The 13,713-nt window shown below is 60.7% G+C and carries 10 protein-coding genes and 1 pseudogene; 5 read left to right on the top strand and 6 right to left on the bottom strand.

What is annotated here, in order from left to right; all coding sequences use genetic code 11:
* Window positions 1-45: 45 nt before the first annotated feature.
* Both OIU93_RS09950 and OIU93_RS09955 read right to left on the bottom strand, forming a co-directional pair.
* Window positions 46-1,836 carry an NAD(P)/FAD-dependent oxidoreductase gene (locus OIU93_RS09950; protein ID WP_264269915.1) on the bottom strand — a complete coding sequence of 597 codons (1,791 nt, stop codon included), beginning with the start codon at window positions 1,834-1,836 and terminating at the stop codon, window positions 46-48.
* Between the two features lie 97 nt (window positions 1,837-1,933).
* A complete protein-coding gene (locus tag OIU93_RS09955) occupies window positions 1,934-3,094 on the bottom strand; it encodes a GAF domain-containing protein (RefSeq protein ID WP_264269916.1) in 1,161 nt (386 codons plus the stop codon).
* Window positions 3,095-3,259: 165 nt separating this feature from the next.
* Here OIU93_RS09955 and OIU93_RS09960 point away from each other — a divergent pair, with 165 nt between their 5' ends.
* Window positions 3,260-3,829 carry a histidine phosphatase family protein gene (locus OIU93_RS09960; RefSeq protein WP_264269917.1) on the top strand — a complete coding sequence of 190 codons (570 nt, stop codon included), beginning with the start codon at window positions 3,260-3,262 and terminating at the stop codon, window positions 3,827-3,829.
* Window positions 3,830-3,963: 134 nt separating this feature from the next.
* Here OIU93_RS09960 and OIU93_RS09965 read toward each other — a convergent pair whose 3' ends face one another.
* Together OIU93_RS09965 and OIU93_RS09970 are read right to left on the bottom strand one after the other, a co-directional pair.
* A complete protein-coding gene (locus OIU93_RS09965; protein ID WP_264269918.1) occupies window positions 3,964-5,220 on the bottom strand; it encodes a hypothetical protein in 1,257 nt (418 codons plus the stop codon).
* A 109-nt stretch (window positions 5,221-5,329) separates the two neighbouring features.
* A complete protein-coding gene (locus OIU93_RS09970; protein ID WP_264269919.1) occupies window positions 5,330-6,577 on the bottom strand; it encodes an exonuclease domain-containing protein in 1,248 nt (415 codons plus the stop codon).
* A 197-nt stretch (window positions 6,578-6,774) separates the two neighbouring features.
* Between OIU93_RS09970 and OIU93_RS09975 the strand changes: the two genes are divergently transcribed.
* The gene (locus tag OIU93_RS09975) at window positions 6,775-8,031 is read left to right on the top strand and encodes an APC family permease (RefSeq protein ID WP_264269920.1); all 1,257 of its coding nucleotides are present in this window, start codon (window positions 6,775-6,777) and stop codon (window positions 8,029-8,031) included.
* A 264-nt stretch (window positions 8,032-8,295) separates the two neighbouring features.
* On the opposite strand, the pseudogene OIU93_RS09980 reads toward OIU93_RS09975, so the two are convergent.
* Together OIU93_RS09980 and OIU93_RS09985 are read right to left on the bottom strand one after the other, a co-directional pair.
* Window positions 8,296-10,077: pseudogene (locus tag OIU93_RS09980) on the bottom strand (BCCT family transporter).
* Between the two features lie 265 nt (window positions 10,078-10,342).
* On the bottom strand, window positions 10,343-11,014 hold the full coding sequence (locus OIU93_RS09985) for a response regulator transcription factor (RefSeq protein WP_264269921.1): 672 nt from the start codon (window positions 11,012-11,014) through the stop codon (window positions 10,343-10,345).
* 110 nt (window positions 11,015-11,124) lie between these two features.
* Here OIU93_RS09985 and OIU93_RS09990 point away from each other — a divergent pair, with 110 nt between their 5' ends.
* The 3 genes from OIU93_RS09990 to OIU93_RS10000 all read left to right on the top strand — a co-directional run bounded on the left by OIU93_RS09990 (window position 11,125) and on the right by OIU93_RS10000 (window position 13,703).
* A complete protein-coding gene (locus tag OIU93_RS09990) occupies window positions 11,125-11,325 on the top strand; it encodes a hypothetical protein (protein ID WP_264269922.1) in 201 nt (66 codons plus the stop codon).
* Window positions 11,326-11,380: 55 nt separating this feature from the next.
* A complete protein-coding gene (locus OIU93_RS09995) occupies window positions 11,381-12,634 on the top strand; it encodes a sensor histidine kinase (RefSeq protein ID WP_264269923.1) in 1,254 nt (417 codons plus the stop codon).
* A 445-nt stretch (window positions 12,635-13,079) separates the two neighbouring features.
* Window positions 13,080-13,703: a malonic semialdehyde reductase gene (locus tag OIU93_RS10000; protein WP_264269924.1), complete on the top strand. Its 624-nt coding sequence runs from the start codon at window positions 13,080-13,082 to the stop codon at window positions 13,701-13,703.
* The last annotated feature ends 10 nt before the right edge of the window (window positions 13,704-13,713 follow it).

Consider the following 13,713-nt stretch of genomic DNA (forward strand, 5'->3'; position numbering starts at 1 on the left):
CCGCGGCTCCGACGATCCGGGGCAGCGGGGCACCCTGGCGCCGGATCAGGAGCTGTGGTGAGTCTCGGCCAGCGCGTAGACGGGGGTGTCGATGCCCTCGAAGCGTGCCTTGAGCTGCAGCGCCAGGTACTTGGAGTAGTGCCTCGACTGGTGCAGGTTCCCGCCGTGGAACCACAGGTTTTCCTGCCGGGTCGGCTTCCACATGTTGCGCAGCTCGCCCTGCCACGGACCCGGGTCCTTGGTGGTGTCCGAGCCCAGGCCCCAGCACTTGCCCACCACATCGGCCACGTCCTGGGAGATGAGCCTGGCCGCCCAGCCGTTCATGGAGCCGTAGCCGGTGGCATAGACCACCGCGTCGGCCGGCAGCACCGTGCCGTCGTCGAGCACCACCGAGTCCTCGGTCAAATGCGCCACGTCTCCGTGGGCCAGGGCGATCGACCCGTCGGCCACCAGTTCGGAGGCGCCGATGTTGATGTAGTAGCCCGAGCCGCGGCGCAGGTACTTCAGGAACAACCCGGAATCGTCGTCGCCGAAGTCCAGGTCGAAGCCTGCATCGGCGAGCCCTTGGTAGAAATCCGCATCGTCCGCGCGGATCTTCTCGAACGCCGGGCGGTGGAATTCGGGCAGCACCTTGTAGGGGATGGAGGCGAAGATCAGGTCCGCGGTCTCGTGGTCGATGCCGTTTGCAAGCGCCTCCTCGGAGTACAACGGCCCGAGCACGGTGTTCATCAGCGACTCCGAGCGCACGATGTGGGTGCTGGAGCGTTGCACCATCACGGGCCTGGCGCCGTTTTGGTGGAGGTCCGCGCAGATGTCGTGGGCGGAGTTGTTGGCGCCGACGACCACCACGTTCTTGCCCCGGTAGGCCTCGCCGCCCGGGTGGGTCGAGGAATGGTTCTGTTCCCCGCCGAAGACGTCCTGGCCTTCGAAGAAGGGGATGTTCGGGATCCCGGACATGCCGGTGGCGATCACCACGTGTGCGGGGCTCAAGGTGTGCTTCCGGCCCTCGCGGATCACCTGGACGGTCCATGCCCCGATGTCAGGGTCGTGGACGGCGGAAGTGGCCTCGGTGTTGGACCAGTAGTCCAGCTCCATCAGCCGGGTGTAGTTTTCCAGCCAGTCGCCCATCTTGTCCTTGGGGGTGAACACCGGCCAGTGGTCTGGGAAGGGGATGTAGGGCATGTGGTCGTACCAGACGGGGTCGTGCAGGCACAGCGAGTGGTAGCGCGAGCGCCACTGGTCGCCCGGGCGCGGGTGCTTGTCGATGACCAGGGCGGGGACGCCCAGGCGCTTGAGCCGGGCACCGAGCCCGATGCCGCCCTGTCCGCCGCCGATGACCAGCACGTAGGGCTGTTCGGTGATGCCGAATTCCGCCGCGCGACGGTTGCGCCGGTCCAGCCAGTTCTCCGATGTCATCTCGGACCCGTGGTCGGCCCCGCGTTCGCGCAGCGACCCTGCCGGTTCGGGAAACTCGCGCAGGCCCTGGGCGGTGGACAGCAGCGTCCAGCACTTGCCGTCGCGCAGCCGCAGCAGCCCCTTGCCGTCGATGGATTTGTTGGTGAAGGTGTACCAGGCTTCGATCACGCCGTCGCCCTCGGTGGCCGAGACCAGGGAGAGGTCCCGCGGCCAGGCGTCGGGCCCGACCCCGTCCAGCATGTCCTTGATTTCCCCGCGACCCTCGGAGGTGTGCAGGTTCCAGGTCAGCGCCGACAGGTCCCGCCAGTAGGATTCCCCGCCGAAGAGGGCTGCCGCCGCCTCGGTGTTGCCCGCTTCCAGTGCGCGTTCCAGCTCGCGGAGCCATTGCCCTGCCGCGGTGCTGGCGTTCTCTTCGGTCATGTCCGTCTCCTTCGAAAGCATGTTGCGATGGAGACGATGCTATGAGCTGCGTCACAGTGCCGCGAGGGTTGCAAGAGGTTGCAACACCCGCCCCGCCTCAGGGGCGGAAGGCCGCCGGCAGGCCCAGGCGGTAGGGCCGGGATTCGATCAGCCCGCCGAGTCTGGTGCGCAGCCGGGAGAGCTCGGCGCGCACCGTGACGGTGGTGGTGATGCCGGGAAGCCGCTCCATGAGGCCGTGGGCGTCCAGGCCGGCCGGGTTGGCCACCAGCAGTGCCAGGATCTCGCCGTGCCGCTCGCTGAGGCGGATCTCGGTTCGTTGCCCGTCCTGGACAACGACGGCAACCGGCACCGGGGCAAGGGCAAGTTCCAGCCGGGCGTCCGACGCGCGGTTGCCGCCGTGCAGCAGCCAACCACCGGGGACCTCTTCGGCCACGACCGCCCCGAGCTCGGGCAGCCAGGCGCCGCCGGGGGACAGTGTGCCGGGCAGCCGCAGGCGATTCCCCACACCGAAGCCCGCCGAATGCGCCACCCAGCCCTGCGCATCGACCAGCACATGGCGTCCGACCGGGGACGGAACCGAAGCAGCCAGCAGATGAAGCTCGCGGTGGTGCCGTTCGGACAGCAGGCCGGCGGCCTCCCGCGCCGTGGCGCTGACCAACGCAAGGGTATGCGGGTGCGCGGTGCGGTAGGACCCGGAGAGCGTGATGGCGCCAAGCACCTGTCCGGTGCGTTCCTCGATGATCGGGGCACTGGTGCACACCCAGGTATGTTGTTCCTCGCGGGCATGTTCCGGGCCGAAGATCTGCACCGCGGTGCGTTCGGCCATGGCGGCGCCCAGCCCGTTGGTGCCGACATCGGTTTCCCGCCATCGCGCCCCGGCAATGAATCCGATGCCCTCACTGCGCCGGCGAATAGGGGACGGCCCGGCAACCCACAGGACATAGCCCTCGTCATCGCTGATGACCAGTTCGTTGCCCGCATCGGCGGCAAGTTGCAACAAGCGGTCCTCAAGCAGGGGAACCAAGCCGGAAAGCACGGCTGCACGTTCCCTGCGGTCAACGATGTCCTCGGTGCCCAACGGCCGGATGGCCGGGTTCTTCAGCGACTGTCGCTGCCAGGAGCGGGCCACCACTGGACGCACCGGTGCGGGGATGATCTCCGTGTTGGACCACGCCCGATGCAGCGGCATAAGCGATCGGGCCTTGGCCGCCGGATCCTCGAACGCAGCAAGCGCGGCCTCCAGCCGATGAACTGCCATATGTCCCACCCCTCAACCCTTAGAGGATCGCATGGAAGCACTTCCTTTGGACAGGGGGCCGGGAAAGACGAAGCCACTGAATTTACGCATCTGCATTGGCAGCTGAACTTCCCCGACGAGTGTCGGTGGTAGGCAGTCGGGGTGCGGAAGCGCGAGAATGGAGACATGAAACTAGGATTCATTCGCCATGGGCAAACCGATTGGAACGCCGAAGGCCGCCTGCAGGGCTCCAGCGACATCCCTCTCAACGAGGTCGGACGCCAGCAGGCCCGCGACGCCGTGGCGGTGCTTGGCGCAGGCTCCTGGGATGCGATTGTCAGTTCCCCGCTGTCCCGGGCGCGCGAAACTGCGGAAATCATTGCAAGTGGCCTGGGGATAGAGTTGGGACGCAGCTACGACGAACTCATTGAGCGAGATTACGGTCAGGCCGAAGGCATGCAGGACGGTGAATGGGAGAAGCTCTGGCCCAACAAGGTCGGCGGCGGAATAGAGAACTTGGACTCAGTGGTGGCTCGCGGCCTTGCCGCCATTGAGCTGATCGCCGCGGACTTCCCGGAGAAGAACGTTGCCGTGGTGTGCCACGGAACGATCATCCGCTACACCCTCTCCGCGCTCGCCGGAAACCAATTTGACAGCATTCTCAATGGATCCGTATCGCTGACGGACAACGTTGATGGCCTGTGGATGGTGCGCAGCGTCAACGGGGAAACGCTTGGAACCCCTCTCATCCAGTAGGCGTCGCATCCCGCGTATGCGGGTGCTCCACTCAACGCGACTAAGTAGAAGAAGATTTCACGGGGAACGCCGGACAACGGTACCGCCAGCCGAGTCCCTAAATTTTCGAGTATTCGTTCCCGGAGTCGCAAGGTTCACAACAACGGACGACCGGTGAAGCTGGGAACCTCGTCGTTGGGATCCAAGAACGTGTACGCGACCTCGGAAGCATCCGCGAGTTCCAGGACCAGCGGCTTGCACAAGACCGGCGGGATGGAAAGCCGTGCGTTGATGGTCACGAGTCCTTCCGCATGCAACCGTTCCAGGTAATGCCAAGCTACTTCAATGGTGTCCGGGGTTCCGCGCGGATCGAAGTCGCTCAAACCCCGGACCGGGTGCTTGAGGACTTCGACGCTGATCGGCTCGACGGCCGCCTCCAGCAAGAAATAACGGGTTAGGTAACCCATCTCCGGAACTCGGCGGAGTCCTTCTACCTCCACCGACACTGCACGGTACATTTGCTGCGCCACGCTACGGACCACGTTGATGAGATTGGCGGAGGGATCTTCAAGCAAGCCGATGGCCTCCTTGCTTGGGTAGGCGCGGGTGGCGCTCAATTCCACGAGTCCGGCGGCCACCGACGCATCCCAGTACAAGTTCAGGCGAGCCACATTCTTGGCGGACTTGAACCGGACCGGACCGTTCTTCGACGGTCCGCCGAGGGGTGTCGGCGAGCCGTCGTAAACGGCTGGTACTTCGAGGGCGGCGGCCGCCTCTTGTACATGTTTGCGGGTCAAGATCTTCGAGCTAGTGATTTCGCGCTTCGTGCCGAACCAACGCAAAAACGACAGCAATCGGCGGGTCAGGGCCAACTCCGCGATCCCTTCATGGACTTCTTCGTGGGAAAGTTTCGGAACACTGATCATCACGCTTTGAAGTTCGGGAATGGCGGAATATTCCGGCTCGAACCGGGGAAAATCGAAGCATTTGAAAAAAGATTCGAGGCGTTGAAATTCCTCATGGGCGCCGCTCCATGTTCCCGTGGTGCCTAGAAACTCAAGGTAGGCCCCCAGGACGTGTGTCGTTTCCAGGAAGTCGTTGGTTTTCTTGCCAAGCATCAGGTCATCGAGCGTCGCGGCGAAGGCCGGGAGATTCAGGAAGGTGATTTCGCGACTGCTGTTTACGCGCGCATAGTGCTCCAGAAAAGCAACGATTTTCGCGCGGAGATCCGAACCGCGGATATCGAATCGACGTTCCGAGCACCATTGATCGAAAGCGGGGAGGACGCGAGGTAGTTCGCGGCGAATTCGAAGCTCATCGATGCTTACGACGGAAGGATCGGCTGCGCCGCGTGGTGGCGATTCGACCTTGTTGGCTGATTTCGGATCTTTGGGAGACATCTTTTTCCGCACAGTTTGGTCCTCTTGGCAGCGCCTACAACCCCGGCGCCGCCGCTGATGACTTGAGCATACTAGTGAGCCGAGATCGATTGTACCGTTGTCAAAAAATTCTGAAGAGACGTCAGTTGCCCGGCGATCTAAGGAGACGGTTCCACAGGTAATCCTCCCCGACCACCGGGATGCCGTAGGATCTGGCTTTTCGCGCTTTGCCCGAGAGGCTGTCCGGATCGGCGGCCACGAGAAGTTTGACCTTTTTTGTCACAGCCCCGTGAGGCGTGAAGCCGGCTTCTTCCAACTCGGCTTCGATGGCGTTGCGCGGCCTGCTCATGTCCCCGGTCAGTACGACGAGATCGCCAGGTACCAGGAACGAGGAGGTCAAAGCAGTCGTATCAGGGACCGGCGGGACCGTTTCCTGTGTTGCTTGGGAAGCGGCCTCGAGCTGTTGGGCAGAGATGCCGAGCAGCCCCGCGATGGTTGTCAGTTCGTTTAGTTCATCTCCGGTGAGCGAACCATCTGCCCAAGCGACAGCTGACACCGAAGCGAAATACTTCCCGTGCAGTTCCCGAACGGTGGTTTGGCCGATTCCCAGATCATCGGCGGTGGCAACGAGTGCGGATTTTTCGTGAGCGGAGAGATACCGGTCAAGCAGTGCGCGGTCAAGTAGTGCCAGATACTCATGGTGTTCCGCTGGCCCGGATATTTCTGGCAGCCGCACCACAATCCGGTCAACAAAGTGCGGTTCCAAAGAACCCGCCGATGATCGGTGCGCGGGTTCGCGAAGGGGCGTAAGCGGTGTTTGTCGCCAGGATGTTTCCGCCGCCTCCGTCAGGAGAAAGTCCCAGTCTCCCAGATCGGGATCGAGCTCCATATATCGGGATAGAAGGACGGCCGCTGCCTCGGCGTCATCCCCGGCGCTGTGAGCATGCCGCAGCTCGATGCTGAATGAATCACAGCAGTCCTGCAGGGAGCGCCCCGCCCCAGGCAGATACTCGTGCGCCATCTGCATGGTGCACAAACCGCGTGGTAAATAGAAATCGGGAAGTTCGAGTCCCGCACGATGAAATTCGGCCCTGAGGAAACGCGCGTCGAATCCGAGATTATGCGCAACAACAATGGTTCCGGATAGGCGCCAATCAAGTTCGTCAGCGACGTCACTGAAGCGTGGCGCGTCGAGGATGTCCTTTGCCCGGATGCCATGGATCGATTGCTTGCCTAAGTCACGCTCTGGATTGATCAACGTTTCCCATCGATCCAGTACCGCTCCCGAACGGTCCATGGTAATGACGGCAATTTCTGCGATACGGTCGTGGTTTCCCGGGAACAGTCCCGTGGTTTCCGTATCAATGACTGCGAAATGTCCCAGTGTCATGCGAGTCCCCGATTCTTGCGCGTATCCAGCAATCCTCTTTGAGCTTAGGCGAACCTGCAAAGGTCGTTCCCAGACCAATGTCGGTCTGTGGGGTTATGGCGTGGGAGCGCATGCGCGAAGTGAAAAGGCGACTGAGGGCGCGTCCCTCGATGTTGGTGCGCCACCAAACGTTAATCTCAATGTAGTAGCTGTTGAGAATGCGAAGCTTGAGCGGAGAAGAAGTGGGCCCTGGCCTCAAACGTCAATTGGGTACCCAAGCGGCAGTGATGATCGGTTTGGGTGCCATGATTGGCGCCGGAATCTTTTCCGCGTTCACACCTGCGGCGTCCGCGGCCGGTTCCGCACTTCTGGTGTCCCTGTTTTTGGCGGCTGCGTTGGCGTATGCAAATGCACGCTCCAGCGCCCAACTCGCGGCTCGGTACCCGACGTCCGGAGGTACTTATGCTTATGGGCGTGAGGTGCTTGGCCCGTGGCCGGGCTTTATCGCCGGATGGGGCTTCGTGGTCGGCAAGACGGCTTCGGCAGCGGCAATGGCACTGACATTCGCAACTTACACGGTTCCCGAAGTCTGGGTGAAGCCCGTCGCTGTTCTGGCGGTGGCGTTGCTGGTCGGCGTCAACTATCTGGGAGTTACACGAACAGCGGCCGCAGCACGCATCATCGTCATCGCGGTATTGGCGCTCCTTGCCGTGGTTCTGGTCGTGATCCTTACCGGCACCCATGCGCCGCCGGCCCACGCGGCAGGGGAGAATACCGGCGCTCTGGGTATCTTGCAGGGGGCCGGTCTACTGTTCTTTGCCTTCGCTGGATATGCACGCATCGCGACCCTGGGCGAGGAAGTACGAAACCCGACCAAGAGCATTCCCCGTGCCATCGGGATTGGCCTGGGCATCGTCGTAGTTCTCTACGCGGTGGTCGCGGTGGTGCTCCTGAATGTTTTGGGTGCCGGAGGCATTGCCCAAAGCGCCAAGCCTTTGGTCACCGCACTGGGGGATTCCTGGGCCTTGCCGCTGGTGCAAATAGCCGCGGCCCTGGCATCCCTTGGGGCGCTCCTAGCTTTGATTGCAGGCATTGGACGCACGGCCATGGCCATGGCACGGGAACGCGACCTTCCCCATCCCTTGGCCGCCATCCACCCGCGCTTTTCAACGCCGCACCGCGCCGAGTTGACGGTTGGCGTGGCGGTGGTCTTGCTGATCATGTTCTTCGACCTGCGGACCGCCATCGGGTTCTCGTCGTTCGGCGTGCTCGTCTACTACCTAATCGCCAACATCGCGGCGTTCAAACAGCCGCGGGACGAGCGCCTGAGCCCCGCGTGGTTGGGAGTCGCAGGTGCCATTGGGTGCGCCGTGCTTGTTGCCACGCTGCCACCCAGCGCCGTCATCGGCGGACTGGCGATGTTCGCCGTGGGCCTGGCCTACCGTGCCATTCGCCTGCGCTTCGGGGCTAACTGATACAACGTGGACCATTGATCGTCCAGCCTGGGAACAAGGTTCCGACCGACCACCACATGCGGAACGCGGTTGGCGCCGCACGTCGTGGTCTTCCACGACTTGGATCCGAGTCGGTGACCGCCAACCGGGCAGCAGAATACCGCCGTTGAGTCCGGCAGCTATTTGCCCACGCCTGTCGGAAACATAGATTGAAACGCATTCGAGGTGTTGGGTTCCCGTACATGGACGGGGACCCAACACCTCGATTTTGCGATGTAGATTCGGCTAGCTCGTGGCCTGCGGTGGCTGGCCGGAGTGGCTGCCTTCGGTTTCCGGTGCGTCTCGATGGTTGTCAGCCTCCAAGCGAACCCTGCCCGAAGCCGCCGGCACATGGCCTCGGCGTGCCAGCGGAACTGACCGCCGCAGCCGTGCAGTGAAGTTCTGGAGATTGATCAACTGCGAATCCTGGTTCGGGGCTTCGACTTCCAGACCATAGAAATCGCCGATGTGGTCGACGAACGCCATGCGCCGTGCCTTTTCATATACCTTCACTTCACGTGAAAATGCCCGATACGTCGACCAACAGATCAAGATCAGGACGATGCTGAACGGCAGGGCAATGATGATCGCCGCTGTCTTGAGTGCCTCAAGGCCGCCCGAGAGCAAGAGGGAAGCGGCCAGGATCGAAGTTGCCAGCGTGAAGAAGATTCGGATCCAGTTCTTGGGCTCCACGTCCCCGCCGGTGGCAATCATGCCCATGACCAGCGCGCCCGAGTCAGCCGATGTAACGAAGAAGATGACAATCATGATGATCGCACCCACCGTTAGTACAGAGCCGGCAGGCAATTGGTCGAGCATGGCAAACAAGGCGCCCTCGGTGTCAATCGAGCGGTCCGGGGCGATGAGGTTGCCCGTTCCCTCCAGCTGTCCGTGCAAGGCGATTCCACCCAGGACCGAGAACCACATCATCGTGACAATGGTGGGAACCAAAATGACACCTGCAACGAATTGGCGTACCGTGCGACCGCGAGAAATCCGGGCAATGAAGATTCCCACGAACGGCGCCCACGAAATCCACCAGCCCCAGTAGAACGTGGTCCAAGTGCCCTGCCAGACCTCGCCCTCGGCCCCGGTGAAGGCACTGACGTTGAACGACATTGCAAGGAAGTTCTGCAGGTAATTGCCCACGGACTGTACGAAGTTTCTGAGCAGGAATTGCGTGGGGCCAACAATCAAGAGGAAGACGACCATCACGCCTGCCAGGATCAAGTTGGTGTTCGAGAGCCACTTCATGCCCTTGCCGACGCCCGAAAGAACGGAGAAGAGCACCAACGCGGTGACGACTGCAATGATGACGAGATCGATGAATTGGGAAGCCTGAACCAGTCCGGCGCTTTCCAGTCCTGCACTGATTTGCAAGACGCCCAATCCCAAAGAGGTCGCCACACCAAAGATCGTGCCAACCAACGCAACAACGTCGATGAGGTTTCCAAGTCCGCCATGGACCTTGCGCCCCAGCAGTGGCTCGAGTGTCCACCTAATCGATATGGGCCGGCCACGTCGGTGAATGGCGTAGGCGAGGGCCAACCCGATAACTACGTAGATCGACCAGGCATGCACCCCCCAATGCAGGAAGGTTTGCGCCTGCGCCTGTTGGGCAAGCTCGCCAGGCGATCCCGAGGCGCCGGGCTTAGGAGAGGCAAAGTGGCTCAGCGGCTCTGAGACGCCATAGAAGACCAGGCCGATGCCCATGCCGGCGGCGAAGAGCAGCGAGAACCACGAACCGAGGGAGAACTCCGGTTCGTCTTCGTCCTTGCCGAGCTTGATTTCGCCAAATTTGCCGAATCCCAGCCACAGGCTGAACACCACAAATCCCGTGGCAATAAGGACGTAGTATCAATTGAAGTAGCCGATGATCTGCGACTGGACGGACGCGAAGAGTGCCTCGGCAGTGCTTGGCATGGTCATGGCAAACGTGGCAAAAACAATGATGATGATGGCAGCGGGCCAGAAAACCCATCGGTGTACGCGTGGCTGGGCGCGCGCCTTCGTCAGTTCAGTTGTCATTTTTCGAGCCTAGGCGATGCAGGGGGGACCCTAGCAAGAAAGGTGGTTATTGCCACCTAATTTGCAAATGAATGCTAATCCATGAAATGGAGATCTTATTAGTAAAATGTACAAGTTTTATTTGTGCCCGGTCCCGCTGCCTGACGCCGGTGGCCGGATGGGCACCTATTCATCGTGCAAAACCGGTGCCCGTCCCGATCCGTTGGAGGCAAAGACGCCGGGTTGGCGTGACAACATTTGCCGAGCAACAACCGTAGGCCCTTGTCTAATCCATGTGCAGCTCGACAAGTCCGAATTGTGCAGCCCGGATCAAGGTCTGGACCCTGTCCCGGACACCGAATTTTGCCATGACACGGCTTAGATGCGCTTTGACGGTGGCTTCGGAAATGTGCAACTCGGCAGCCATCTCTGGATTGTTTCGGCCGCGAGCCAGCAACTGTAGGACTTCAAGTTCCCGCTCAGACAAAGGCATGGGGCTTTGTCTGCTCGTACTACTTGGTTTGATGCCGTGAGCATCGCGAACCGCGCGAATGAGATCCTGCGATAGCGATGCCGAAATGGCGGCGCTTCCGTCGTGCACTGCCTGAATCGCGCCGAGGATTTCCATGGGCTCGGCGTCCTTGACCAGATATCCTGCAGCACCGGCGCGTAGAGCCGGGACCAGGTATTCTTCCGAGGAGAATGCGGTTATGGCGAGTACGCCGATGTCCGGGTAATTCGTGATGATAATTTCTGTGGCCTCAACACCGTCCATACGCGGCATCTGCATGTCCATGAGGATCACGTCCGGGCTGTTGCCCGCACAAAAATTCACGGCCTCAATGCCGTTTGTTGCCTCTCCAAGCCAATGAAATCCTGGCGCTGCGTCGAGAATGATTTTGAGTGCTTGGCGCATGAGTGGTTCGTTATCTACCACAAGAACTTGGATGTCGGTCACAACTACGAGTCTAATGACCCTGAGTGGAATTGTGGGACTTGCAGGTGAGCAACAAAAGTTTTCGGGAATGTAGCTGTTGACTTACTGAAATAGGTGCGAGAATGGGCAACATGAATCGTAAAACTCGTATCTTCGCTGCTGTTACCATGTCCGTCGCCTTGCTGCTGCCGGCTGCAATTCCTGCCCAGGCTGCTGCCGTTCCGGGTTCCCTGGCGCAAGGTGGCTCAATGCCAGTCGCTGAAACCGCTGGCGCATCTCTGGCTTTCAATGACTGGCTGTGCCGATACTTTGGTGCCGGCTGCCGTTCATAGCTCCTAAAGATCTGGGCTTATTTGTGCGAGCCCTTATTTCGATGAGAATGGAGAAATGAACTCTCCGATAACTGTCGCCGCCAAGGAGCAGTCTTCCTCCAGTCTTGGGAGGAAGATTCTTCTGGTGGCCAGTGGATTCGTCGCACTGCTGCTGGGCACTGACATTGTGACACTTCTCAACGAAACTGACCCTGCCCTGTTTGTCTCCTTTGCTAAAGCGGTCGCTGTTAATGCGACCTTCGCTCTGGCGCTCGGACTACTGTGGGTGCGTACCCGATATGCGGTCATCGTTTCGATAGTGGCAATGACGTTGGCAGCATTCACCGGAGCATATTTGTACTCGCTCCTCATTATTCCCCTCCTCGTCGGCTTGGTTACTCTGACGGAGACCCGCAAATTCTCGCTCCGCTACCTCTGCATAACGGGCCTTTGGCCGATCCTGATCATCGTCGTCAGATCCTACGACGTGGGCTTCTTGATCATCATCATTCCTTTGGTTGCGGCGGCTTACTTCATCGCCATATTCGTCCGGAAATTCCAGGAACAGCGCGAAGCCGACAGGGAGCGCATTGAAGAATTACGACGCAAACAACGGGAAGCTGTTGAAGCGGAGCGCAAGGCCATTGCGAGGGACCTTCACGATATCGTCGCCCACGACATCACCGTGATTTCCATGCAAGCCAAGGCTGCAGGTTTTTCCGGCGATCCGGCGGTTGCCCAGGCCGCGCTCAAGGTTATCGGTGCTACGTCTAAGGAGGCGCTCCAGGACCTGCGCGTCCTGCTCAATGTGCTTCGATCCGATGGCCAGGCAACGCGTTTGGACGGATCGATTGTTGACAAGGCCGGGAACGCGGCCAGCAGCCTGGAAATATTGATTGGTGTCGAGATCTTTGCCGAGCGATTGGTTGACCTCGGCCACCCGACCAAGACCATGGCCGACCCAAAGCTTGCCGGGCTGCCCCAGTCGGCGCAAGCCGCGTTGTATCGGGTGTTGCAGGAATCCACGACGAACATCGTCAAACATGCCGAGCGTGATGCGCCTTGCCGCATTGAGGCCCTCATTGTCGGTGACAGGGTTTGGCTTGAAGTCGCCAACAAACTGCCTGGCCGGGTGATCGACCAGGGTTTTGACAATGGTGGTCATAGCTCCGGCATCGTGGGCATGGCCGACCGCATGGCAGCCTTCGGCGGGACTCTGTCGGCCCAGGGCGTCCGAGGTGACTGGGTGGTTCGGGCCGAGCTGCCCGCCAAGATTCTCGATGGAGCCCACCAGGTGCCCGAGGAACACCCCGAGGTCCAAGATTTATAGTGAGGTTTCCTCACTAAGTATGGTCAAAAGTCTAATGTGCTGTGGTTGCCTCGCTGGATACAGTAGGTACTACATCGGCCGTATAGCCGATTGATGAGTACGAAGAGCGTTTTGCGAGTGGCGCTTCGAGAACTCATTTCCAGCACGCCAGACGACGCCAGCCCCGCAGACCAAGCCCCCAAGTTGGTCCGCATCGGGAACCGCGTCAAATGCTTTCCCCCAAGGAGCATTTGATAACCATGGTTCCCGGTCGCTACTACCCCAAGAGTAGCTACCATCGGCGTCGTCAGGCGTGCTGATGTTTAACCACGAAAGTGTCCCGTTCTCGAACCCTTGGCCATTCCGGGTGACGTGAATCACGGATGCCAGTGGAATGTGGCGGTCAACAGTGGTGGTTCTGCTCTAGTAGGAAACTACCGCTGAACCGCAAGGAGCACACCCCCACATGAGCGTTGAAACCGCCGCGACCGTGTACGAACAGCTGTCGATCGATGCAGATACCGCTGACAAGCTTTTCCTTCAAGCGCGAACTGCCAACACCTTCTCCGACGACGCCGTCTCCGACCAGACCCTGGAAGCCATCTACGAGCTCACCAAAATGGGTCCGACGATGATGAACAACCAGCCGTTGCGCATCACTTGGGTCAAGAGTGCAGAGGCCCGCGAGGCAGTTGTTGCCCAGATGATGGAAGCGAACCGACCCAAGTCCCTGGCCGCCCCGGCGCTGGCTGTGTTGAGCTACGATGCCAACTGGCACGAGCAGTTCCCCGTCTTCTTCCCCCACGCGGCGGAGCGGAAGGCAATGTTTGAGGACGATGCCGCCATGCGTGCCGAGATCGCCAAGAACAACGCCTGGATGCAGGCAGGCTACTTCATCATGGCCGTCCGTGCTGCCGGTCTGCATGCCGGACCCATGGGTGGCTTTAACGCCGCCGGCGTGGACACCGTCGTCAACGCCGAAACCGCCAACCACGCCTTCCTGATCGTCAACGTGGGCACCCCCGGCGAAAACGCTTGGTTCGACCGCCTGCCGCGCCTGGACATCGACATGGCCACGAGCAGCATCTAAGGGTTCCTCG

The sequence above is a fragment of the Paeniglutamicibacter sp. ZC-3 genome (assembly GCF_025847175.2).
GTDB lineage: Bacteria > Actinomycetota > Actinomycetes > Actinomycetales > Micrococcaceae > Paeniglutamicibacter > Paeniglutamicibacter sulfureus.

What these genes read in the sequence shown, in the direction of transcription:
- OIU93_RS09950 (WP_264269915.1), bottom strand. Translation starts at nt 1,836, where the DNA reads ATGACCGAAGAGAACGCCAGCACCGCGGCAGGGCAATGGCTCCGCGAG.
- OIU93_RS09955 (WP_264269916.1), bottom strand. Translation starts at nt 3,094, where the DNA reads ATGGCAGTTCATCGGCTGGAGGCCGCGCTTGCTGCGTTCGAGGATCCG.
- OIU93_RS09960 (WP_264269917.1), top strand. Translation starts at nt 3,260, where the DNA reads ATGAAACTAGGATTCATTCGCCATGGGCAAACCGATTGGAACGCCGAA.
- OIU93_RS09970 (WP_264269919.1), bottom strand. Translation starts at nt 6,577, where the DNA reads ATGACACTGGGACATTTCGCAGTCATTGATACGGAAACCACGGGACTG.
- OIU93_RS09975 (WP_264269920.1), top strand. Translation starts at nt 6,775, where the DNA reads ATGCGAAGCTTGAGCGGAGAAGAAGTGGGCCCTGGCCTCAAACGTCAA.
- OIU93_RS09990 (WP_264269922.1), top strand. Translation starts at nt 11,125, where the DNA reads ATGAATCGTAAAACTCGTATCTTCGCTGCTGTTACCATGTCCGTCGCC.
- OIU93_RS09995 (WP_264269923.1), top strand. Translation starts at nt 11,381, where the DNA reads ATGAACTCTCCGATAACTGTCGCCGCCAAGGAGCAGTCTTCCTCCAGT.
- OIU93_RS10000 (WP_264269924.1), top strand. Translation starts at nt 13,080, where the DNA reads ATGAGCGTTGAAACCGCCGCGACCGTGTACGAACAGCTGTCGATCGAT.